The 24,499-nt window shown below is 35.7% G+C and carries 18 protein-coding genes and 2 riboswitches; all 18 genes read left to right on the forward strand.

Translation table 11 applies throughout. From position 1 onward, the window contains the following. The first annotated feature begins 123 nt into the window (after nt 1-123). The 18 genes from ilvD (at nt 124) to DFQ11_RS01190 (ending at nt 24,431) form a co-directional block, all read left to right on the forward strand. Nucleotides 124-1,803, forward strand: coding sequence for a dihydroxy-acid dehydratase (gene ilvD, locus DFQ11_RS01110; RefSeq protein ID WP_110473794.1), 1,680 nt, complete (start codon nt 124-126; stop codon nt 1,801-1,803). A gap of 40 nt (nt 1,804-1,843) precedes the next feature. Next, on the forward strand, nt 1,844-3,589 hold the full coding sequence (ilvB, locus tag DFQ11_RS01115; protein WP_110474794.1) for a biosynthetic-type acetolactate synthase large subunit: 1,746 nt from the start codon (nt 1,844-1,846) through the stop codon (nt 3,587-3,589). Between the two features lie 67 nt (nt 3,590-3,656). Then, on the forward strand, nt 3,657-4,190 hold the full coding sequence (gene ilvN / locus DFQ11_RS01120; RefSeq protein ID WP_110473795.1) for an acetolactate synthase small subunit: 534 nt from the start codon (nt 3,657-3,659) through the stop codon (nt 4,188-4,190). 68 nt (nt 4,191-4,258) lie between these two features. Beyond that, nucleotides 4,259-5,758, forward strand: a complete 1,500-nt coding sequence (gene ilvC, locus DFQ11_RS01125) for a ketol-acid reductoisomerase (protein ID WP_110473796.1) — start codon at nt 4,259-4,261, stop codon at nt 5,756-5,758. 52 nt (nt 5,759-5,810) lie between these two features. Then, the gene (gene ilvA / locus DFQ11_RS01130; protein WP_110474795.1) at nt 5,811-7,079 is read left to right on the forward strand and encodes a threonine ammonia-lyase IlvA; all 1,269 of its coding nucleotides are present in this window, start codon (nt 5,811-5,813) and stop codon (nt 7,077-7,079) included. A gap of 227 nt (nt 7,080-7,306) precedes the next feature. Beyond that, a riboswitch (SAM riboswitch) is annotated at nt 7,307-7,430 on the forward strand. Between the two features lie 140 nt (nt 7,431-7,570). Beyond that, on the forward strand, nt 7,571-8,869 hold the full coding sequence (locus tag DFQ11_RS01135) for an O-acetylhomoserine aminocarboxypropyltransferase/cysteine synthase family protein (protein ID WP_110473797.1): 1,299 nt from the start codon (nt 7,571-7,573) through the stop codon (nt 8,867-8,869). 145 nt (nt 8,870-9,014) lie between these two features. Further along, a complete protein-coding gene (locus DFQ11_RS01140; protein ID WP_110473798.1) occupies nt 9,015-9,464 on the forward strand; it encodes an OsmC family protein in 450 nt (149 codons plus the stop codon). 6 nt (nt 9,465-9,470) lie between these two features. After that, nucleotides 9,471-10,478 (forward strand): alpha/beta fold hydrolase, encoded by a 1,008-nt coding sequence (locus tag DFQ11_RS01145; RefSeq protein ID WP_110473799.1) that lies wholly within the window; start codon nt 9,471-9,473, stop codon nt 10,476-10,478. A 126-nt stretch (nt 10,479-10,604) separates the two neighbouring features. Next, entirely contained in the window at nt 10,605-15,692 is a 5,088-nt protein-coding gene (locus DFQ11_RS01150) for a translocation/assembly module TamB domain-containing protein (protein ID WP_110474796.1), read from the forward strand. 2 nt (nt 15,693-15,694) lie between these two features. Beyond that, complete coding sequence (tamL, locus tag DFQ11_RS01155) at nt 15,695-17,980, forward strand: translocation and assembly module lipoprotein TamL (protein ID WP_229791214.1); 2,286 nt, start codon at nt 15,695-15,697, stop codon at nt 17,978-17,980. Between the two features lie 108 nt (nt 17,981-18,088). After that, on the forward strand, nt 18,089-18,562 hold the full coding sequence (locus DFQ11_RS01160) for a nucleoside deaminase (protein ID WP_110474798.1): 474 nt from the start codon (nt 18,089-18,091) through the stop codon (nt 18,560-18,562). 73 nt (nt 18,563-18,635) lie between these two features. Further along, entirely contained in the window at nt 18,636-20,045 is a 1,410-nt protein-coding gene (locus DFQ11_RS01165) for an FAD binding domain-containing protein (RefSeq protein ID WP_110473800.1), read from the forward strand. Then, nucleotides 20,038-22,365 (forward strand): xanthine dehydrogenase molybdopterin binding subunit, encoded by a 2,328-nt coding sequence (locus DFQ11_RS01170; RefSeq protein ID WP_110473801.1) that lies wholly within the window; start codon nt 20,038-20,040, stop codon nt 22,363-22,365. The genes DFQ11_RS01165 and DFQ11_RS01170 overlap by 8 nt, the downstream gene beginning before the upstream one ends. A 9-nt stretch (nt 22,366-22,374) precedes the next feature. Then, a complete protein-coding gene (locus DFQ11_RS01175; protein ID WP_110473802.1) occupies nt 22,375-22,944 on the forward strand; it encodes a GNAT family N-acetyltransferase in 570 nt (189 codons plus the stop codon). Further along, nucleotides 22,917-23,210, forward strand: a complete 294-nt coding sequence (locus DFQ11_RS15225; RefSeq protein ID WP_199446458.1) for a hypothetical protein — start codon at nt 22,917-22,919, stop codon at nt 23,208-23,210. The genes DFQ11_RS01175 and DFQ11_RS15225 overlap by 28 nt, the downstream gene beginning before the upstream one ends. After that, entirely contained in the window at nt 23,211-23,441 is a 231-nt protein-coding gene (locus tag DFQ11_RS15230) for a hypothetical protein (protein ID WP_199446459.1), read from the forward strand. A 205-nt stretch (nt 23,442-23,646) separates the two neighbouring features. Then, nucleotides 23,647-23,740, forward strand: a riboswitch (SAM-I-IV-variant riboswitch). A gap of 47 nt (nt 23,741-23,787) precedes the next feature. Continuing rightward, on the forward strand, nt 23,788-24,147 hold the full coding sequence (locus tag DFQ11_RS01185) for a hypothetical protein (protein ID WP_110473803.1): 360 nt from the start codon (nt 23,788-23,790) through the stop codon (nt 24,145-24,147). Nucleotides 24,148-24,149: 2 nt separating this feature from the next. Further along, a complete protein-coding gene (locus DFQ11_RS01190) occupies nt 24,150-24,431 on the forward strand; it encodes a hypothetical protein (protein ID WP_110473804.1) in 282 nt (93 codons plus the stop codon). Nucleotides 24,432-24,499 lie beyond the last annotated feature (68 nt).

Here is a 24,499-nt window from a genome sequence, read left to right on the forward strand (position 1 = left end):
AGCCAAATGAAAACAACACCACATCACTATCACAAACAAAATTTCAGATTTAATCAATCCCATTACATCAACTTGTAATACGGAATCATTATCCTACAAATCACATTTGCAATAACAAACAACATGAATCCATTAAACAAATTCAGTAAAAACGTAACTCAAGATCCAACACAACCGGCAGCCAAAGCTATGTTGCATGCCATAGGATTAACGAAAGAAGATTTCAACAAACCTTTTATTGGAATTGCAAGTACTGGCTACGAAGGCAATCCGTGCAACATGCACCTCAACGATTTAGCTAAACTCGTTAAGCAAGGAACCAAAAACGAAGATCTCGTTGGTCTTATTTTTAATACTATTGGTGTGAGTGATGGAATTTCGATGGGAACTCCAGGAATGCGCTACTCCCTACCTTCAAGAGATATTATCGCAGATTCCATGGAAACTGTAGTTCAAGCTATGAGTTATGATGGTTTAATTACCGTTGTTGGATGCGACAAAAATATGCCTGGCGCTTTAATGGCAATGATTCGTTTAAATCGTCCAAGTATATTGGTCTATGGAGGTACTATAGATTCGGGATGTCATAATGGAAAAAAACTAGATATCGTTTCAGCTTTTGAAGCTTGGGGTGGAAAAGTTGCCGGAACCATGACCGAAACGGAATATCAGAATATTGTCGAAAAAGCCTGTCCAGGCGCTGGAGCCTGTGGCGGTATGTACACGGCAAATACTATGGCTTCAGCGATTGAAGCCTTAGGAATGACACTACCTTTCAATTCTTCAAACCCAGCTCTAAGCGACGAGAAAAAACAAGAGTCTGCAAAAGCAGGTGAAGCTCTTAGAGTATTATTAGAAAAGGACATAAAGCCTTCTGATATCATCACCAGAAAATCAATAGAAAATGCTGTACGATTAGTTACCATACTTGGAGGTTCAACCAATGCTGTACTTCACTTTTTAGCCATTGCAAGAGCAGCACAAATAGATTTCACGCTAAAAGATTTTCAAGATATAAGTGACAATACTCCGTTTTTAGCCGACTTAAAACCAAGTGGAAAATATTTAATGGAAGATGTTCATCGTGTTGGCGGTATTCCTGCCGTCTTAAAATATTTATTAAAGAAAGGACTCATCCATGGTGATTGTTTAACAGTTACAGGAAAAACACTAGCCGAAAACTTATTAGACGTGGCTGATTTGACTGAAGGTCAAGATGTGATTAAGCCAATCGAAGCGCCTATAAAAATTTCAGGACATTTAAGAATGCTCTATGGAAATTTAGCCACAGAAGGCAGTGTTGCAAAAATTACAGGTAAAGAAGGCTTAAGATTTAAAGGAAGAGCTAAAGTATTTGAAGGTGAATATGCAGCAAACGATGGCATTAGAGATGGTAAAGTAGAAAAAGGTGATGTGGTAGTTATACGCTATGAAGGCCCTAAAGGTGGCCCCGGAATGCCTGAAATGTTAAAACCTACGGCAGCTATAATGGGTGCTGGATTAGGTAAAGATGTAGCACTAATCACAGATGGTCGATTCTCAGGTGGAACTCATGGATTCGTTGTTGGACATATCACTCCCGAAGCACAAGAAGGCGGAACAATCGCCTTAGTAAAAGATGGAGATATCATCACTATAGATGCAGAAACCAATAAAATTTCGGTCGATCTTTCAGAAGAAGAACTACAACAAAGGAAAGCCAAGTGGAAAGCTCCTAGTTTAAAATTTGAACGTGGTGTGCTTTACAAGTATGCAAAAACAGTATCATCAGCTTCAAAAGGTTGTGTCACCGATGAATTCTAATCAAATCCTTAAAAACAAACCAACTTCCAATACAAATCGTATGAAAACAACGCAAACCATACAAAACAAAACACAAGCTCAGAAATCCACTCAAACTACAGAGCGAATTTCCGGTAGCGAAGCCGTTATAAGATGTTTATTAGCAGAAGGTGTAGATATTCTTTATGGCTATCCTGGAGGAGCGATTATGCCTGTTTATGACGAATTATATAAATATCAGGACCAATTACATCATGTCTTAACACGGCATGAGCAAGGGGCAACACATGCTGCTCAAGGTTATGCAAGAATATCTGGAAAAGTTGGCGTTTGTTTAGCAACTTCAGGTCCAGGCGCCACCAATCTAATCACAGGAATTGCAGATGCGCAAATAGATAGTACTCCTCTAGTTTGCATAACAGGCCAAGTAGGATCACATTTATTAGGAAGCGATGCTTTTCAGGAAACAGATATCGTTGGAATTTCAACGCCTGTTACCAAATGGAATCATCAAGTCACAAAGGCTTCACAAATTCCTGAAGTTTTAGCTAAAGCATTTTATATCGCAAGAAGTGGAAGACCAGGACCTGTTTTGGTTGATATCACTAAAGATGCCCAATTTGAAGAATTTGACTTTTCTTATAAAAAATGTAAAACCATAAGAAGTTACAAACCTGTGCCTGAAACTAATTTAAACGCGCTTTTAGAAGCAGCAGAACTTATTAACAATGCCAAAAAGCCTTTAGTTGTTTGGGGACAAGGTGTAATTCTAGGTAAAGCGGAAGCCGAATTCAAAGCCGTTATCGAAAAAGCAGGATTACCAGCCGCATGGACCATATTAGGCGCATCCGCAATCCCTTCTACACATCCATTAAACGTAGGTATGGTTGGGATGCACGGAAATTACGCACCCAATGTGCTAACCAACGAGTGTGATGTCCTTATTGCCATTGGAATGCGTTTCGACGATCGCGTTACAGGAAATTTAGAGTCCTATGCCAAACAAGCTAAAGTGATCCACTTTGATATTGATCCTGCTGAAATTGACAAAAACGTAAAGACTGATGTTGCTGTTCTAGGAGATTCTAAAGACAGTTTAAAAAACTTGCTACCTCTATTAAACCCTAATTCTCATATAGAGTGGCATCAGAAATTCAAAGACTTATATGCTCTTGAATATGAAAAAGTAATTCAAGACGACCTTCATCCTACTAAAGTAGGTATTACTATGGGAGAGGTACTAAAAGAAATCAACATTAAAACTAATGGAGATGCAGCCATAGTGAGCGATGTTGGTCAGCATCAAATGATCACATGTCGTTATGCTAACTACAACCAAAGTAAAAGTAATATAACCTCAGGAGGACTGGGAACAATGGGGTTTGCACTTCCAGCAGCAATCGGCGCCAAAATGGGTGCTCCTGATCGTGAGGTTGTAGCTGTCATTGGTGACGGTGGCTATCAAATGACTATTCAAGAATTAGGAACTATTTTTCAACAGCAGGTTCCTGTAAAAATCGTGGTGTTAAACAACGAATTTTTAGGAATGGTGCGTCAATGGCAACAGTTATTTTTCGATAAACGCTACGCTTCAACCGAAATGGTTAATCCAGATTTTGTGGTCATAGCAAAAGGCTATGATATTAAAGCTCAAAAAGTAGTGGATAGAAAAGATCTAAAAGCTGCTGTTAATGAAATGATTGACCACGATGGTCCTTATTTCTTAGAAGTTCGTGTTGAAAAGGAAGCCAATGTTTTTCCTATGATTCCAACAGGAGCAAGTGTTTCAGATATGAGATTAGAATAAGCCACACATCTAAAAAATCAAAAAAATCACTCAAAGCTAAGCACGGCGAGTAAAACAAATAAGCAAAATGAGCGAACAAAATACACTATATACTGTAACTATATATACTGAAAATAATATCGGATTACTGAATCGAATTTCGGGTATTTTTCAACGAAGACATATCAATGTTGAAAGTATTAATTCTTCGGTTTCAGAAATTGAAAATGTCACTAAATGGATTATGGTGGTTAATCTTTCCGAAGTTCGAATGAAGAAAATAATCGGTCAGATTGAAAAACAAGTCGAAGTGATTAAAGCCTATTATCATACTGAAGCTGAAACCATTTATCAAGAGTCGTGTATCTTTAAAATGAAGTCGAGTTTATTATTTGATGGCAAACAAATTCAGCTTATAATTAATGAAAACAAGGCTCAAATAGTCACTGTTGAAGCAGAATTCTTCGTTATTGAAAAATCAGGTAAAAAGGAAGAAATTGATCGACTCTACAGGGAATTAAGTCCTTTTGGTATTATGCAATTCACTCGTGCGGGACGAATTGCGGTAACCAAAGACGAAATGAAAATATCAACGTTACTTCAGGAGTTACAGCATCACTAGAATGCTAGATAAAGAAAATAGACTGAAGATTTTTTAAAATTATTAAGACATCTAAAAAACATAGAACAATGTCAAATTATTTCAACACATTACCATTAAGAAAACAATTAGAACAATTAGGAAAATGCCGATTTATGGACGCTTCAGAATTTGAAGATGGTGTAAATGCATTAAAAGGAAAGAAAATTGTGATTGTCGGTTGTGGCGCACAAGGTTTAAATCAAGGTTTAAATATGCGTGATTCCGGATTAGATATTAGCTATGCTCTACGTCAACAAGCCATAGATGAAAAACGTCCATCCTATGTTAACGCGACGGATAACGGGTTCAACGTTGGCACTTATGACGAATTAATTCCAACGGCCGACTTAGTACTAAACCTAACACCCGACAAGCAACATACTAACGTGGTTAATGCCATCATGCCTTTAATGAAAAAAGGAGCGACATTAAGCTATTCGCATGGTTTTAACATCGTAGAAGAAGCCACAAAAATACGTGAAGATTTAACCGTTATTATGGTGGCACCAAAATGTCCTGGAACCGAAGTTAGAGAAGAATACAAACGTGGTTTTGGGGTACCAACATTAATTGCCGTTCATCCTGAAAACGACCCAGAAAACAAGGGTTGGGACCAAGCTAAAGCTTATGCAGCTGCCACTGGTGGTCACAGAGCTGGTGTATTAGAATCTTCTTTTATTGCTGAAGTAAAGTCGGATTTAATGGGAGAACAGACCATACTTTGTGGTTTACTACAAACTGGAGCCATCCTAAGCTTTGATAAAATGGTTGAAGAAGGTGTGAACGCCGAATATGCTACTAAATTAATTCAGTTTGGATGGGAGACCATTACCGAAGCATTAAAACACGGCGGTATCACCAATATGATGGATCGTTTATCTAATCCTGCAAAAGTTAAAGCCTATGAATTATCTGAAGAATTAAAAGATATTATGCGTCCTCTTTTCGAGAAACATATGGATGATATTCTTTCAGGTCATTTCTCTAAAACTATGATGGAAGATTGGGCAAATGATGATGTGAATTTATTAAAATGGCGAGCTGCAACAGGCGAAACGGCATTTGAAAAAACACCTTTAACTACAGATCATATTTCGGAACAAGAGTACTTTGATCATGGTTTATTACTAGTGGCATTTGTAAAATCGGGTGTAGAACTAGCATTTGAAACTATGGTAAGCGCAGGTATTATAGAAGATTCTGCTTATTACGAATCACTTCATGAACTCCCTTTAATTGCGAATACTATCGCTAGAAAAAAATTATTTGAAATGAATCGTGTGATTTCTGATACAGCAGAATATGGTTGCTATTTATTTGACCATGCTTGTAAACCTCTATTAGCCGAGTTTATGAAAACGGTAGACTCGTCTCTAATTGGAAAACCCTTTTCTAATACCAATGCCGTAGATAATTTAGAGTTAATAAGGGTGAATGACGCTATAAGAAATCATCCTATCGAATCTGTTGGTCAGCGTTTACGTGCTGCAATGACAGCGATGAAGGTGATTAAAACCGCTGAAGTTGAAGATTCTGTATTGGCATAATCTCAACAGTGACAAGTTATACGGATAATCACAAACTTTTGAAAAAATGTATATGAAAGACACCACCACAACCTACAAACCCACATTAGAAGCTGTGGAAGCTGCTGCGGATAAATTAAGAGGCGTTGCTATAGTAACACCTCTGCTCAAAAATGCGCGATATTCTAAACAATTTGATGCTCATATTTATTTTAAACGTGAAGATTTACAAGAAGTCCGATCGTATAAAATAAGAGGTGCTTATAATAAAATTTCTTCCTTAAATTCTACTCAAATTGAAAATGAAATTGTTTGCGCAAGTGCCGGTAATCACGCACAAGGTGTAGCAATTTCATGTAAACTTCTGAAAATAAAAGGAACGATTTATATGCCTACACCGACACCTCTTCAAAAAATTGAACAGGTTAAAATGTTTGGTGAAGAATATGTCGATGTGATTTTAGTAGGAGACACTTTTGATGATGCCTATCACGCTGCAATGGAAACTTGTGAGCGTTTAAATAAAACATTCATTCATCCTTTTAATGATGAAAAAGTCATCGAAGGTCAAGCCACGGTTGGATTAGAAATTATTGACCAAGCGACAGCGCATCCTATTCATTATGTTTTTGTACCAATAGGTGGTGGTGGTTTATCTGCTGGATTATCTTCAGTTTTCAAAATCTTATCTCCTCAAACTAAGATTATAGGCGTTGAACCAAAAGGTGCAGCTTCTATGTCTACATCTATAAAAAACAACAGAAATACCGAATTAAAATCGATAGACAGTTTTGTAGACGGTGCTGCTGTAAAGCGTGTTGGTAATTTAAATTTTGATATCTGTAAAGACAACCTTCATGACATTTTATTAGTTGACGAAGGAAAAGCCTGCCAAACGATTTTAGATCTTTATAATAAAGAAGCTATAGTTGTAGAACCAGCAGGCGCGTTGAGCATTTCAGCATTAGACCAATATGCCGAAGAAATTAAAGGTAAAAATGTGGTTTGTGTGATTAGCGGAAGTAATAATGATATTACACGAACAACCGAAATAAAAGAACGCGCCCTTTTATATGCCAATTTGAAGCATTATTTCATTGTCAAATTCCCACAACGAGCAGGAGCTTTAAGAGAATTTGTTGTTGATATTCTCGGTCCAACAGATGATATCACACATTTTGAATACACTAAAAAAGGAAGCCGTGAAAATGGAGTTGCTGTCGTAGGTTTAGAGCTAAAATCTCCTGCAGACTTAGAGCCTTTAATCACAAAGATGAAACTGCATCACTTTTACGGAGATTACCTTAACAATAAGCCTGATTTATTCCAATTCTTGGTATAAATCCGAATTCAACTGTGACTATTTAGGAATAATTTCAAGTAAATCAAAAACAAGATTCTGATATGGGAAATCGGCAAAGACCTCCGATTTCCCTATAAGAATCGAACAAATAAATCAAAATAAGAGCACTTCATATTTTTTAATATTTCATAAAAGAACAAATAAATTTGGATTTGTTACTTTTGAATTGCAATATTTGTGCTCACAAAGTTCAAACACTTACTGAAATGTTATCAAGAAAGGTGGAGGGATAGACCCAACGAAGCCTTAGCAACCCTTAGATTTACTGAGAAGGTGCTAAATTCTACTTAATATATCGATTCATTTATCGACATATTGGATAGATAACTCAAGACTAATTACCCATCTGTAATTAGCATTTTCTTTATAACATTTTTCTATTAGTATGCTTCTTCCTTCGATTATAATCAAGGCATTGAGGCTTATTTGGCTTTTGGTTTAATTATTAATTAACTCAAAATCTTAGAAAAATGAGTACACAAAAATTTGCAACTCAAGCGTTGCACGCAGGTCACGACGTAAGTCAAACTTCAGGAACAAGAGCTGTTCCTATTTACCAAACCTCATCTTATGTTTTTAACGATTCAGAGGATGCAGCCGGACGATTCAATCTATCTGTTCCAGGATTTATTTACACCCGTTTAAACAATCCAACGACAGACATTTTAGAACAGCGTTTAGCAGCTCTAGAAGGCGGAATTGCAGCAGTTGCTACAGCTTCCGGAACCTCAGCCATCTCAACGACCTTATTAACACTTTTAAAAGCAGGAGATCATATTGTGGCTTCGAGCAGTTTGTATGGCGGAACCTACAATTTATTGAGCGTTACTTTGCCAAGGCATGGAATTACTACAACATTTGTTGACGCCTCGAATCCTGAAGAATTCAAAAAGGCAGCACAAGAAAACACCCGAGCATTCTTCGTAGAATCTTTAGGTAACCCGAAGTTAGATGTTTTAGATATCGAAGCGATTTCTAAAGAAGCTAAAGGCTTTAAAGTTCCTTTAATTGTAGACAATACTGTTGCCACTCCTTATTTATTAAAACCGATTGAATATGGCGCAAACATCGTTATTCACTCTTTAACAAAATATATTACTGGAAACGGCACATCACTGGGCGGTATTATTATCGATGCTGGCACTTTTGATTGGACCAATGGAAAATTTCCAGAATTTACTGAACCTTCCGCCGGGTATCATGGTCTAATTTATAGTGAAGCTATAGGCACAGCTGCCTTCATTGCAAAAGTTAGAATTGAAGGCTTACGTGATTATGGCGCTGCATTGAGTCCGTTTAATTCATTTCAAATTATCCAAGGCTTAGAAACTTTAGAGCTTAGAATTCAAAAGCACAGTAAAAATGCATTAGAATTAGCTCAGTGGTTAGAAAAGCAGCCTGAAGTAAAATGGGTGAATTATCCTGGTTTAGAATCAAGCAGATATAGAAAATTAGCCACAAAGTATTTACCAAAAGGGCAAAGTGGTGTTGTAACATTTGGAATAGAAGGCGGTTTTGAAGCTGCAAAAACTATTTCCGACAACACTAAAGTATTTTCACTATTAGCCAATATAGGAGATACCAAATCACTCATCATTCACCCTGCAAGTACAACTCATCAGCAATTAAGTGATGAAGCCCAAGAAAGTGCTGGCGTCACTAAAGATTTAATTCGGTTGTCTGTAGGCATCGAGGATATTGAAGATTTAAAAGATGATTTGAAAAATGCTTTTTCCTTCGTAAAACGACAAAAAAAGCTTCAACATTAATTAAAGTTTCTTTCAAACTTCCTTGAAGTAATGTCTGTCTGAGTAGTGTTGAAACATCACAATTAACTTATGCTTCAACTTAGCTCTCAGTTACATTTCAAAGGACTTTTGGTATTCAATTTCAACCTTCAAAATTAAACAAACAATGAGTGATTTAAAATTCTCTGTCGTAGGAGACAGTTTATCTGCGACACAATTCATAGGACAATCAAGACAATTTACCTTAATAGTTGACGACTCTAAAGATTTAAGTGGCTCTGACGCTAATGCGAATCCCTTAGAATATATTTTAGCTGGATTTGCAGGTACTGCTAATGTGATTGGACATTCAGCAGCTAATGAATTAGGGTTCACAATTAAAAATTTAAAAATTGAAGTATCTGGCGAATTATTACCGAAACCATCGTTATATACTAATCAGGATGCAAGTTTCAAATCGATTCATGTCAATTTTATACCTGAGTGCAATGCCAGTATTATAGATTTAGCAAAATGGCTTCAAATTGTAGAGGAACGTTGCCCTATCAAAGACAGCCTTCAATATAAAACAGCTTTAAAAATTTCCGTAGAAAAAGAGTTTGCGGCTAAAAATTGATAAGAAATGGCACAACTACACTATATAACAATTCAAAATTACAGAACTGAAAATGCTAAGACGTTCACTTTAAATTTGTCTTACCAAACTTTTGGCAAAGCATTATATACCGCACCAATTATTCTAGTAAACCATGCTCTTACCGGCAATTCAAATGTGACTGGAGAAACTGGTTGGTGGAATGATATTATCGGAAAAAACAAATGCATAAACACAGATGAATATACCATAATTAGCTTCAATATTCCAGGGAATGGCTATGATAATATTCCAGGACACCTGATTGAAAATTACAAAGATTTTACAGCTAGAGATATCGCTAAATTATTTGCTTTAGCTCTCGAACAATTGGGTATTCATCAGTTATTCGCATTAATTGGTGGCTCGGTTGGAGGCGGAATCGCTTGGGAATTGGCAGCCTTAAAACCACGATTAATTCAACATTTAATTCCTATTGCTACTGATTGGAAATCTACAGATTGGATTATTGCAAATTGTCACATTCAAGATGCGATTCTAAACAATTCCTCTCAACCCTTGGTTGATGCAAGAATGCACGCGATGACATTATATCGTACTCCTGCATCATTAAAGGAAAAATTTGAACGCTCTAAAAAAGTAGACGCTCTCTTTAATGTTGAGTCTTGGTTATCATATCACGGTAAGGCACTAGATAATCGTTTTCAGGTGACGGCATACAAACTGATGAACCAAATTTTAAAAACCATAGACATTACGAGAAGCAGAAATTCATTCTTAGCTGTAGCTTCAAAAATTGAAAGTAATATTCATATTATAACCATCAACTCAGACTTGTTTTTTAAACCAGATGATAATTGGGAATCTTTTGTAGAATTAAAATGTTTGAAAGACAACGTTTTTATTCACGAAATAAAATCTATTCATGGTCATGATGCATTCTTGATAGAATATGATCAATTAGCTCGATTTTTGAAACCTATTTTTAAGGTTGAAGCCAAAGTTGCCATTCTAAAGAAAAAATTTGTAGCGTGACTCCGAACAACTAATTATAAAAAAGGTCCTTTCAAATTAATTTAAGTAATATATAAGTTTACAAAAGGGTTAATATCGATTTTGATTAAAGTAAATACCCTAAATTTGTTGGCATATATTAGCGTATTGAATAAGACCGAAGACAAAGCACCAAAAAAACGAAAATTTCGTTGGTTTCGCAGAATAATACGTATTCTGCTAGGTATCGCTTTACTCTTATTTTTAATTGTTCTCTTCGTAAGAAGTCCTTGGGGACAAAGCATTATTGTAGATAAAACTATTAATTATATCTCTGATAAAACAGGTACTGAAGTTGTCATAGATAAATTATTTATCACTTTCGATGGCGATATCCAACTCGACGGTCTCTATCTAGAAGACAAAAAAGGCGATACTTTAGTCTATTCGAAATCGGTTGAAGCGAATATTCCATTATTAAAAATGATTAAAGGCGGAGCCATTGGTGTTGACGCTCTTGATTGGGATGGCCTTCGTGCCAACATTATTAGAAAAGACAGTGTTTCAGGATATAATTTTCAGTTCCTCATTGATGCATTTGCTACAACCGATACCACAACGGTTGCTACGGACACTACTTCTACTCCACTCAATCTGGTTATTGGTCATTTAAATTTCAAAGATTTTGATATCGTATTTAATGATGCCGTAGCAGGAATTGATTCTAAGTTTAAAATAGGAAAGTTGAAGGCCAACATGGAAACCACCAATGTTGAAGACATGATTTTTCAGGCGAGTAACCTCGAGCTTAGCAATGCTACTATTAAGTTTATACAAAAACCCGTGGCTATAGATACCACAACTTCAGATGTTCCCTTACCAAGATTATCTTTTAAAAATATATCTCTAAAGAATGTTGTCGCCTACTACGAATCACAACCAGACCGAATCATTGCAGATGTAGACATATCCGAATTTTCTACTGAAGTTCCGATTATTAATTTAGTAGATAATGATTTCAACCTTAAAAAAATAACCCTTAAAAATTCTAAAATCAGTTTAACTACTGAAGCCGAATTTAATGGACTCAGTCAAAAAATTGATGAAGTAAAAGATGAAGCTAAAGCTGATATCGCTACTTTCGATTGGCCGCAACTAAAATTAAATGTCGATGCTATAGATTTTGAAAACAACAGCATTAATTATAATGTTGGCTGTGCAACATCAAAAAAAGGGGTTTTTAATCCTAATGCTATTTCCTTATCTGAATTAACGCTTCAGGCTAAAAATCTATCCTTAAAAGACAAGAAAGCCACACTTGATATAAGTCAGTTTAACTTCAATGAAACTTCTGGGTTAAACCTCAAACAATTAGCTGTTAATTATAAAGCCACAAATGATCAAATGAGGTTTGACAACTTAAATTTCAGTTTAAATAATAATCGAATTTCTGGTTTTGCTCATTTAAATTATCATTCGCTTTCTCAGCTCATCGAACATCCGGAATCGACGCGTGTAAATCTCAATTTACCAACACTTTCTCTGTCATTATCGGAACTATTTAAATTTCAACCCAGCCTAAAAAATAATGAATACCTCAACAGTCTAAGTAAAAAACAGTTATCAGGTCACTTAAACGCTACAGGGACATTAGCTTCAATTAATTTAACCAATGTAAGGTTGAACTGGGGAAAAACAACTCGAATTTCAGCTAATGGCAACCTTCAAAATATAAGCAATCCGGAATTGTTGTCATTTAATATTCCTGAGTTTACAGCAATTACGAAACGAGCTGATCTCCTTCAATTTGTAAGTGAAGAAGAATTAGGTGCCAGCTTACCAGAAGACGTTCAACTTATTGCGCAACTCAAGGGAAATCTTGAATCTATTTCAACTAATGCAAAATTAACGACCACGCAAGGTATTGCTACGGTAGATGGAAGTTTTAGTAATTCAGATACTATTGAATATGACGCCACAGTGACTATTGATGATTATAAAGTCAATGAACTACTAAATAATCCTAAGTTTGGTGCGCTAAGCTTAAGCTTAACATCTGAAGGAAATGGGAAAGACATGAATTCGCTTAATGCTACATTCGAGGGGTCCATTTCAAAATTCCAACTGAATAATTATGAGATAAAAGACCTTCAGCTTACAGGTAAATTAAAAGATGGCTCTGGTCATATTCACTCGGCTTATAAAGACCATAATTTGAATGCAAATTTAGATGCTTGGATCGTCTTAGATTCCATTTCACCAGAAGTCAATTTAGAACTTGATGTTATTGGCGCTAATCTTCAATCGCTCGGCTTAATGAGCCGTAATGTGAGAACGGCTATGAAGGTAAAAGCTAACTTTAAAGGTAATGCTGAAATCTATGATGCCAGTGCATTTGTTGACAATGGCGTTATTGTTTACGATAATAGAACTTATTTATTAGGAGATGTAAACGCTCAGGCACATGTAGATAAAGACACCACATCTGTTTTTGTAAAAAATAAGATGATAAATATGGACTTACAATCGAATTCTGATCCGCAACATTTTAGCAAGGCTATCAGACGACATGTGATGAGTTATTTTTATAGAGATGAAACCCTATCAGACAGCATCACCAATTTTGTAAACCTGAAGCTCACTGGTAATATTTCACAATCGCCATTGCTTAATGATGTGTTTTTGGTTAACGCTAGAGATGTAGACACCATCGATATTGATGTTAATTTTAACGAAAAAGCCAGAAAACTTGATGCCAATATCACAGCGCCTCATATTAACTATAGTGGCAATACATTAGATAGTCTCATGTTTACCATGAATACAGATAAAGACAATTTCAACTTTTATCTTGGATTTAAAAATATCAATGCAGGACCATTGGATGTTCCTAAAACTATTATAACTGGGAATCAGACTAATCAAGAGTTATCTTTAAACTTCTTGGGATATTATAAGGATGAAAAGCTAATGAACGTGAATAGCAAAATCACGGGTAATCGGGATCGCTTAAGACTTTCTATAAACCCAGATAGTTTAGTGCTCAATAAGGAAAAATGGACCATTCCTAAAGGAAATGAAATTATTCTAACCGAAAAGAACCTTGAGTTCTATGATTTTAAAATCACGAGAAATAACCAGTCCATTGCACTTACAAATCAACTAAGTACAATTGAAAGTAAACATATTGCGCTACAGTTTGAGAGATTTAATATCAATGAAGTTTTTTATTATTTAAATCCCAAAGAACAACTTGCAACGGGTGAGTTAAATGGAAATTTTATTCTTGAAGATCCATTTGTAAACACAGGAATCTTAGCCGATTTAAGTATTAAACAATTCAAAGTTCTTAAAACTGATTTAGGCACATTAAGCATTAATGGGAATTCATTAGGTGACGATAGTTACGCCTTCAATGCAGGTCTTAAAGGCGGTGATGTCGATTTCGATCTAGTAGGTGATTATACCGTAACCAACAATAAAGCAAATCTCGATCTCGATTTTGACATTAATGAGTTTAAAATGAAAGCACTCAATACTTTATCTTTAGGCGAGGTTAAAGATTCAGAAGGAAGTTTTTCAGGCGACTTTAAAGTTACTGGCTCTGTTTCAGATTTAAGGTATGATGGCACACTTATTTTTGATAATGCTGGTTTTAATATCTCAAAACTTAACACTAAGTTTATTATGGCAAATGAAACACTTCATATTAATAATGAAGGGATTTCCATGACCGACTTTACCATTCGAGATGAAAATGAGAATACTTTAGTGCTTTCCGGAAATATAGGAACAGAGAGTTTTGTTAATCCTTCTTTCGATTTAAGCATAAATGCCACTAACTTTCAGGTCTTAAACGCCACGAAAGAAGATAATGAAGCATTCTATGGAAAAGCGAGTTTCGATGCCAATGCTAAACTCACAGGTGACTTACAAATTCCGAAATTAGATGCCAAATTAAACTTAAGCTCAGATACTGATTTTACTTATGTTATGCCTTCGTCAGTAGCCAGTATTGAAGAACGAGATGGTGTGGTCACCTTTGTCAATCGAGAAGATCCAGATGCTATTCTCACTCAGACCGAAGAGCAAACAGCAACAATTAAAGGCTTTGATATTTCAGCATTGCTAAATATAGGTAAAGACGCAGCTATTACAATTGTTATCGATGAAGAAACTGGTGATAATTTTAAAGTGTCAGGCGAAGGTGATTTCATTTTCACCATGTTACCTAACGGTCGTCTCACTCTTACAGGTTCTTATGAGATTTCAGATGGGCATTATGAACTCAATTTGTACAACTTAGTGAATCGTAAATTTTTAATTGCTAAAGGCAGTCGCGTGACTTGGTCTGGAGACCCATTTGATGCCAAATTAGACGTACGAGCCATTTATAATTTAGAAACCTCAGCTTCTGCACTGATGGCGCCACAAATGGTGAATGCAGATCCTTCAGTAAAAAATAAATATAAACAGGTACTACCATTCAATGTGTATCTCAATATTGATGGCGAACTCTTACAACCTAAAATTTCATTTGGATTAGATATGCCTGAAGAAAATCAAGGAGCCATTGGCGGACAGGTTTACGGACGAGTACAGCAGGTAAATCAGCAAGAAGGAGAACTCAACCGTCAAGTATTTTCGCTTTTAGTACTCAACAGATTTTATCCAGATTCCGGAAGTGATGGTAGTTCAGGTGGTTTTGCAACTATAGCAAGAAACAACTTAAACGACGCTGTTTCCGATCAGCTAAATATGTTTTCTGACAAATTACTTGGAAGTTCTGGTATAGAACTCGATTTTGGTCTTAATAGTTATACAGATTATCAAGGTGATACCCCAACGGATCGTACTCAACTAGATATTGCGGCACAAAAGAAATTATTCAATGATAGATTAACCGTTAGAGTTGGTAGCGAAGTCGATATTCAAGGTAGTAGTAATACAGGAGAAGAAGCACCTTTAATTGGCAATGTAAGTTTAGAATATGCCATAACCGAAGATGGCAGATATCGATTAAAAGGATTCAGAAAAAGTGAATTTGAAAATGTTATCGATGGTCAAACCATTGTTAGTGGCATTGCGCTGATATTTACCCAAGAATTCAACCACGTGAGTCAGCTTTGGGATGCTATTATTGGCGCTAGAGATGCAAGAAAAGAAAAACGAAAAGCTAAACGAGAAGCCGCTGAAGAAAAGCAAGAAGCTAAAGAAAAAGCGACAGATAAAAGTATAGAAGAAAAACAGAACTAAACTTGAAAAAAATCTTTAAACATAGTGTTTATTTTGTTGTCTTAGGGTGTATACTTTACTCTTGCAGTATTAAAAAACACATCCCAGAAGGCGAACGACTTTATACAGGAGCCACTATAGAAATTCAAGCCGATTCTTCAATAAAAAATAAAGAAGAACTCAAAGCAGAACTACAAACCATTCTAAGGCCAGAGCCTAATGCTAAGTTCTTAGGCATGCATTTAGGATTATATTATTACTACAAAACACAAAAGAAAAACCCCGGCTTCATTAATCGTTGGTTGTATAAAAAATTTGGACAAAAACCCGTGTACCAATCAGACGTCAAGCCTTTTGAAGTCGAAGATGTTTTACGAAACAGACTAGAGAATAATGGATTTTTCTATAGTTCGGCGACCTCATCATTTATAGAAAAAGAACTTGAAGCGTCAATAAGCTATAAATTAAAAGTTCCTAAACCTTATAGAATGGCAAGCTATCAGTTAGACTCTCTGCCGTCGCCATTATACAAAGATGTTAAATTAGCCACAGACGACTCCCCTTTTCAAAAGGATATGCGTTTTGATTTGTCCAATATGAAACTAGAACGACGACGAATTGATGCGATTCTAAAAGATAAGGGGTATTATAATATGAATCCGGACTTCTTCATTTTCGAAGCTGATACTAACCAATACGATAATAAGCGTTTCGACTTATTTCTAAAACTTAAGGCTGAAGTCCCAAAAAAAGCCACTATCCCTTACAAAATTTCAAAGATTAATGTCTATCCTAATTACAGTCTAGCGGATTCAACATATCACAAATCTGAACGTTTCAATAATAAGAACTACCTACAAGATACGGTGTTTTTAAAACCAAAGTATCTCGATAAGTTCATCACATTACATGAAGGTGATATTTATAATCCTACAGCTTCTAAAAACACATCAAGACGTCTATCTTCTATTGGTGCTTATAAGTATATTAATATTCAATATAAAGAAATTGACTCGCTTCAAACCGATAGTTTAGGCCTGCTTGAAACCAACATTTTCTTATCACCATTAACTAAGCGTGCTATTCGCGCTGAATTACAAGCTGTAACAAAATCTAATAATTTTGCCGGACCTAATTTAGCTTTAACCTATAGTAACAGAAACCTTTACAATGGTGGAGAAGTATTAAATCTCAGTGCTAATATTGGTTACGAAAACCAGTTTGGCAGTGGTAAGAATGCAGGTTTAAGTAGTTTAGAGTTAGGAATGAAAGGTGAAGTTGTTTACCCGCGAATGCTTTTCCCATTTAAAATAAATGAGGACTTTTTTGAATATTCAGTTCCAAAAACAAAGACAAGTCTTGGTATAAATTACCTCAACCGAAGTAAATTATATACCTTAATTTCTGGAAATGCCCTTTTCGGCTATACATGGAATGCCAATCGGTACATCACGTATCAGTTTAACCCAATATCCATAAGCTATACCGAATTGCTAAAAACCTCACCTGAATTTCAAGACGTCTTAGATGAAAACCCTTTCTTAAAACGAAGTTTTGATCAGCAGTTCATTTCAGGATTGATGTTTTCTTTTACATATAATGGTATGGTTGATGCCAATGCCACCAATCAATTTTTTATAAATGCGACTTTAGATGTTGCAGGTAATTCTCTGAGTTTATTTGGCAAAGAAGGCCAAGCAGGTGAACCAAAATCGTTTTTAGGCTTACAATATGCACAATATGCAAAAGCTGATGTCGACTTAAGACTTCATCACAATTTCGGACAAAATAAGGATCATACTATAGCAACACGATTATTTGCAGGATATGGCTTGCCTTATGGTAATTCTGAAGTGATTCCATATGTAAAGCAGTATTTTTCTGGTGGACCATATAGCGTTCGGGCATTCCGAATTCGATCTTTAGGTCCAGGAACTTATAACGAAGCTGCCGATACAGAAGGTGAAGGCACCTACTTTGACCAAACTGCAAATATTAGATTAGAAGCTAATGTTGAATATCGTTTTCCCCTATTTTCATATTTCAAAGGTGCCGTTTTTGCCGATGCTGGAAATATTTGGAACTCTAAACCTAATCCGGCATTTAATGGGGAGGACAAATTCACTTCCAATTTTATAAATGAATTAGGAATGGGAACAGGCGTTGGATTACGTATCGATGTACAAGGTTTTGTTATTCGTTTTGATTTGGCCGCACCTTTTCACGATCCATCATTACCAGAAGGCGAACGCTTCGACTTTAAATTTGATGAGCCCGTCCTTAACTTCGCTATTGGTTATTCATTTTAATCCGAAGTTTACCTACAGGAAATTCTAAGCCTAACAAATACCTCATTATATTTGAATTTAATATCTTTATGAAACATCTTGTTTCGTAAAACAGACACTTATTATATTATGACAGAGAAAGAAAAATTTATGCAGGAAGCTGTAAATGCAGCTTTAAAAGGAATGAATAACAACGAAGGCGGACCTTTTGGTTGCGTAATCGTAAAAGATGGTAAAATCGTTGGAAAAGGAAACAATAAAGTAACCTCTAGCAATGACCCAACAGCTCATGCCGAAGTTACAGCCATTAGAGATGCTTGTAAAAATTTAGGTTCGTTTCAATTGGACGGTTGTGAAATATACACCTCTTGCGAGCCTTGTCCGATGTGTTTAGGCGCCATTTACTGGGCAAGACCAGACAAAGTTTATTATGGAAGTAGCCAACAAGAAGCTGCAGACATAGGTTTTGATGATGAGTTTATCTACAAGGAAATCCCTTTACCATACGAAAAAAGAAGTATTCCTTTTGAAAGAGTCGCTCCTGAAGTAGCTATTGAAGCTTTCAAACTTTGGAGTAAAAAGGAAGATAAAACAGAGTATTAAACTCTAAATATTATCAGTTTGAACATCCCGACATCTCTGTCCGGATGATTCAAATTCAATTAAAACACATCGCATGATCACATTTATCTTAAATAACAAAACCATAAAGACGTCGGAAAATTCCGGAATGACTTTATTGGATTTTGCTCGTTACCAACAGCGACTTACAGGAACTAAAATTGGTTGTCGTGAAGGTGATTGTGGAGCATGTACAGTTTTAGTTGGGACTTTAAAAAATGATAACGTAGAGTATCAAAGTATCACGTCTTGTATTTCTCCTTTAGGAAATGCACACGGCAAACATATTGTTACGGTTGAAGGGACTAATCTTCAAATCAAATTAACGACTGCACAAAATGCAATGAAGTCAAATTACGCGACACAGTGCGGTTTTTGCACACCGGGATTCGTAGTCGCTTTAACAGGTTTTGCTTTATCAAATTCTAATCACAATTATGAAAACGCACTAAACGCTATTAGCGGAAACATTTGTAGGTGTACGGGCTATAAGTCGATTGAAAGAGCCGCAAATGAAGTCGTTGAAAAACTTCAGGATAAAAAAGAAAACACATTTGAGTGGTTGATTCAGAATGAATTTATTCCGGATTATTTCAAAAACATTCCACAACGATTAAAAGATATTGAGGCTAAAGATTTAGATCAACCTAAAGGAAAATATGTTGCTGGAGGCACCGATTTATACGTTCAGCAAGCAGATAATTTAATCGATAATTCTGTTAGACTCATTGCTGAAAAAGAATACCTCAAAGGGATTTCTATCAAGAACGGAAGCTGTTCCATAGGTACAAATGCAACCGTTTCAGACTTATGGAATCACTCAGAATTAAATAGCTATTTTCCTAATTTTAAAAAACACTTAAAACTAGTGTCATCAGAGCAAATTAGAAACATGGCTTCTCTTGGCGGAAACCTTGTAAATGCTTCTCCGATTGGTGATATGACCATTTTCTTTTTAGCCCTAAATAGTGATATCACTGTTTTAAAACCCGATCAGTCGGAAAGAACTCTAGCCCTGAAAGATTTCTATCAAGGTTATAAAACCTATGACTTAAAGGAAGGTGAACTTTTAAAAGCTATTAGCTTCGAACTTCCATCACAACAATCGTATTTCAACTTTGAAAAGGTCTCCAAACGAACTCACTTAGATATTGCTAGTGTGAATTCTGCTATTCATATTTCAGTTGACAATGATAAAATTTCAGAAGCACATGTATCTGTTGGAGGCGTTGCTGCCATACCGAAGTATTTGCATGAAACTTCTAAATTTTTAACAGGTAAATCGTTGACCTCAAAAACGATCTTAGAAGCTAGCGATATCCTTCAAAATGAAATTTCACCAATTAGTGATGTTCGTGGGTCTAGCGATTATAAACGTTTATTGGCAAGGCAATTATTCTTCGCCCATTTTACAGAATCCTTCCCGAAACAATTCACCTTAAACGATTTTGTTCAACATGCATAAGAAAAAGACATATACGGCTTTAGAATCTAAGAAAAATGAAGTTTCCAATGCTTTAAAGAAGAGCATAAGAAACTTAGATTCTTATACGCATGTTCGTGGTGAATCTCTTTATGTAGATGATGTAAATATAAGACAAGGCACCTTTCATGCTGTTGTTTTTAATTCTCCAAAAGCACATGGAAAAATCAAACATATCGATTATTCTAAAGCTGAAGCCTTAGAAGGCGTGGAACGTATTTTTACTTATAAAGATATTCCTGGCGAAAATCAGATTGGTGGCATCATCGCCGATGAACCTTTGTTTGCTGAGGATGAAGTTCATTTTTGGGGAATGCCAATCGCATTAATTGTAGCCGAATCGGAATTTATTGCACGAAAAGCTAGACAATTAATTGATATAGAAATTGAAGATTTACCGGTTATAACCACTGCTAAAGACGCGAAAGAAAAAGGCAGTTTTATCAATGCACCAAGATCATTTAGTTTAGGTGATACTGAAAAAGCTTTTGAAGAATGTGATTATGTTTTTGAAGGCGAAACCTTTTCAAACGGTCAAGAACATTTATATATTGAAGCTCAAGGTGCTTATGCCGAACCTTTAGAAAACGGAAATATAAAAATCACCTCCTCTACTCAAGGTCCAACAGCTGTTCAAGCTACTGCAGCTCGAGTATTAGGAGTAGCAATGCATAAAATTGAAATAGACGTCACACGACTTGGTGGTGGATTCGGCGGAAAAGAAGATCAAGCAACACCATATGCGGTGATGACTGCCTTGGCTACTTATCATTTGAATCAGTCCGTGAAATTAATTTTGAATCGTCATGACGATCTTAGAATGACAGGAAAACGTCATCCTTATGAAAGTTCCTATAAAATTGGCTTATCCAAAGATTTAAAAATTTTAGCCTACCAAGCAGAGTTTCTTCAAAATTCTGGTGCCGCAGCTGATTTATCACCTGCCATAGCAGAACGCACTTTATTTCACGCGACCAATAGTTATTTTATTCCTAATGTATCGACAACCGTATTAAGTTGTAAAACCAATTTACCGCCCAATACAGCGTTTCGAGGTTTTGGTGGACCACAAGGTATGTTTGTCATAGAATCGGCAATAGCGAAAGCTGCTTCCGAAATTGGTGTAAGTCCACGTGAAATTCAGGAAGCAAATCTGCTCGAAGAGAATGACGAATTTTACTATGGCCAAATTGCCAAACAAGTCGAAGCCAAAAACGCATGGCATTCGGCAAAAACACTTTTCAATATTGAAGCCTTAGAAAAAGAGGTTGAAGACTTCAATTTAAAGAATAAAAATTTCAAAAAGGGACTTGCTTTAATGCCAATAACTTTTGGAATTTCTTTTACCAACACTCCAATGAATCACGCTCGCGCCTTGGTTCATATTTATTTAGATGGCAGTGTTGGCATCAGTACGGCAGCTGTTGAAATGGGCCAAGGCGTAAACACCAAAATTATGCAAGTGGCGGCTCATGTGTTTTCTATTCCCATTGAAAAAATTAAAATTGAAAGTACCAATACCACTAGAGTTGCGAATACTTCGCCTTCTGCGGCGAGTGCAACAGCCGATTTAAATGGAAAAGCGACTTTAAAAGCCTGTAAAGCTCTTTTAGAAAGATTGAAAAAAGTGGCTTCGGAAGAATTGAATGCTCCTGAAAAAGACATTCATTTAAAAGATGAATTCGTTTATGTAAATGATAAAAAATCGACATTAAACTGGACGGAACTCATTAGTAAAACCATGCTGAAACGTGTGGCATTGACAGAAAACGCACATTATGCTACTCCAGAAATTCACTTTGATAAAACCAAAGAAAAAGGCCATCCGTTTGCTTATCATGTTTACGGAACAGCTATCGTTACCACAACTGTAGATTGCACCCGCGGCACTTACGAATTTGATTCGGTTAAAATTATTCATGATTACGGAAAAAGTATGAGTGAAGGTATTGATTTAGGTCAGGTTGAAGGTGGACTAGTTCAAGGCATTGGTTGGATGACATTAGAAGAAATAGCTTATAACGAGGATGGAAGACTACTTTCAAATGCCTTATCCACATATAAAGTTCCTGATGTATTTTCTGTTCCAAAAAGCATTGAAGCTATTCCTTTAGAAACCCAAGGTCATGAACAAGCTATTTTAAAATCTAAGGCTGTAGGTGAGCCACCTTTAATGTATGGAATTGGTGCTTATTTCGCACTTCAAAATGCAATTAAAGCATTTAATCCTAATTATAAATTAGAGTTTCATGCGCCAATGACGGCTGAAAAAGTTTTGATGGCTCTTTATCAGAATCCCTAATTTAAAGCCATGGAAACTCAAGTAAATGAAAGCGTTTTTGATACATTTCCAGAATTAGAAAGCGATCGACTTTTGTATAGAGCTTATACATTAGAAGATGCAGAATCACTTTTCAAAATTAGAAGCCATAAAGAGGTTGCTACTTATATGGACACGGATATTCCGAAAAGCTCTGATGATACCAAAACACGAATTGAAACTTATCAAAAAGCTTTTACAGAGAACAACGGAATCATATGGGCTATTATTGAGAAACAAAGCAACACACATATTGGTGATTTTGGGATTTGGCGCATCGATAAGAAAAATGCAAGAGGTGAAATCGGCTATATTCTTCATCCTGACTTTTGGAATAAAGGCTATATGACGGAAGCTATGGCTACCTTAATTCGTTTTGGATTTAAGACATTAAATCTTCATAGTTACGAAGCCAATGTTAATATTGACAATGAAAATTCAAAACGACTACTACTGAACTTCGGATTTAAATTAGAAGCATATTTTAGAGAGAATTTCTATTACAACGGTCAATTCTTGGATAGTGAAATCTATTGTTTGTTAGAATCAGATTTAAAATAACATCAATTATCGCACTTCATTACAGAAAACAAAACATCCTTAGAGGCGCACTAATTTATAGTGCTGGTGATACTATTGCTGCCCTATTACTCAATGAGTTTTCATGGCATCGCTTAGTTGGCATGGTGATTATTGGCGCCACCTTTTATGCTTTTGAAATCCCGAATTATTTCGATTGGATTGTAAAAAAGACCTACCGCTTAAAAGGTCTTAAAGCCACCTTAACTAAAACTATACTGGCCATACTGTATTTTAATCCTTTATGAGTGGCGAGACATTTATTGTTTATCAAATTGTTTTCCGGTGAGTTGAGTGCCATTGGATTTAACCTTTTAGAAATCGCATTTTGGTCGTTTTTAGTAAATATCCCAATATCATTTATAGCGAATTATATTATCCAAAATCGATTTAAAGTAAAATGGCGTTTTGTTGGAAGTGCTATATTCTCTGCTCTTATGGCAATTTATTATGCTTTAAGCGAGACACTATTTAGTTAAATTCCTGCGAAAGCAGGAAACTCATAAATAAGAATTAAATTCTCTTTTTTGCTTCGAATATTAGTAAAAGTCGGAAGGTAAATCGTCACTCAATCTTCACTCTGTCGAAATAACAAAATCACTCCTAATTAACGACTTACACAACTAACTCTCACAGATTTTCTGTGGATATTCTTGTGAATTATAATAAACTTTATTAAGTTTGACCAAGTATCAGGAACGCCATTTGGCGTACCAACCGAGCACAAAAGCAACGGTGGTTTAGAATACGGACAGTTCGGTCAAAAAAATGATTTCTCCCTGTTTTACAACTATCCTGATGCATAACAATTAAAACTATGCATTTATGACATCTATTACAATTAATTTTAACGAGAACGCCATTAGTGCCTCTCAACAAGTAGACATTAATTCCATTATCACCATAGACTCTTCTTTTGTGGATATGTCCTATTATCTCAACAAGGATTATTTCGGAGCCTTAATTAAACTTGAACACCACCAAATGATTACCTCATTAAACTTAACAGAAGTATCCCCTTATCTCCTCTTGTTTTTTGACGATGACTTATTTTTCAAAGGCGCATCTTATAGTATTAAAAACGGCAATGGAAATTCTACTTTACAAACACAATACAAGAACATCCTTTTTTTAAGACTACCTCACAACATTGAATTAAATCAAATAAATAATTTACATATTTAAAGATGGAACACTTATATTTTAGAAAAGAATCTGATGATAAGATTATTTCAGATTATAAAAAGAAACTTGAAGTTCAAACTATGGAGGAATTAGTGAACTCTTATAACAGACAAGTTAAATGCGGAATTGTAGGCGTGCATATGCAAGCATTACTTTTAATAGCCTTAAGACAAGAGTTTAAAGAACGTTTAAAAGAAAGCCCTGTATATCTCTTGAATCATATTCTAGGTTTGGTAGGACCTATTGAAGTGGTCGATGGGCATATTAGAATATTGGAAAATTAGGCCAAGCTGAAGTTTAGAGCCTAAAAACCTTTAATCTAAAGATTTTAAAACACTCATGCTAAGCCGTA

The sequence above is a fragment of the Winogradskyella epiphytica genome (genome assembly GCF_003217215.1).
Taxonomy (GTDB): Bacteria; Bacteroidota; Bacteroidia; order Flavobacteriales; family Flavobacteriaceae; genus Winogradskyella; species Winogradskyella epiphytica.

Excerpts from the sequence above, each read along its gene's own strand:
- ilvB (WP_110474794.1), top strand. The coding sequence starts at position 1,844 with ATGAAAACAACGCAAACCATACAAAACAAAACACAAGCTCAGAAATCC.
- ilvN (WP_110473795.1), top strand. The coding sequence starts at position 3,657 with ATGAGCGAACAAAATACACTATATACTGTAACTATATATACTGAAAAT.
- DFQ11_RS01145 (WP_110473799.1), top strand. The coding sequence starts at position 9,471 with ATGGCACAACTACACTATATAACAATTCAAAATTACAGAACTGAAAAT.
- ilvD (WP_110473794.1), top strand. The coding sequence starts at position 124 with ATGAATCCATTAAACAAATTCAGTAAAAACGTAACTCAAGATCCAACA.
- ilvA (WP_110474795.1), top strand. The coding sequence starts at position 5,811 with ATGAAAGACACCACCACAACCTACAAACCCACATTAGAAGCTGTGGAA.
- ilvC (WP_110473796.1), top strand. The coding sequence starts at position 4,259 with ATGTCAAATTATTTCAACACATTACCATTAAGAAAACAATTAGAACAA.
- DFQ11_RS01140 (WP_110473798.1), top strand. The coding sequence starts at position 9,015 with ATGAGTGATTTAAAATTCTCTGTCGTAGGAGACAGTTTATCTGCGACA.
- DFQ11_RS01160 (WP_110474798.1), top strand. The coding sequence starts at position 18,089 with ATGACAGAGAAAGAAAAATTTATGCAGGAAGCTGTAAATGCAGCTTTA.
- DFQ11_RS01135 (WP_110473797.1), top strand. The coding sequence starts at position 7,571 with ATGAGTACACAAAAATTTGCAACTCAAGCGTTGCACGCAGGTCACGAC.
- DFQ11_RS01175 (WP_110473802.1), top strand. The coding sequence starts at position 22,375 with ATGGAAACTCAAGTAAATGAAAGCGTTTTTGATACATTTCCAGAATTA.
- DFQ11_RS01165 (WP_110473800.1), top strand. The coding sequence starts at position 18,636 with ATGATCACATTTATCTTAAATAACAAAACCATAAAGACGTCGGAAAAT.
- DFQ11_RS01185 (WP_110473803.1), top strand. The coding sequence starts at position 23,788 with ATGACATCTATTACAATTAATTTTAACGAGAACGCCATTAGTGCCTCT.
- DFQ11_RS01190 (WP_110473804.1), top strand. The coding sequence starts at position 24,150 with ATGGAACACTTATATTTTAGAAAAGAATCTGATGATAAGATTATTTCA.
- DFQ11_RS01170 (WP_110473801.1), top strand. The coding sequence starts at position 20,038 with ATGCATAAGAAAAAGACATATACGGCTTTAGAATCTAAGAAAAATGAA.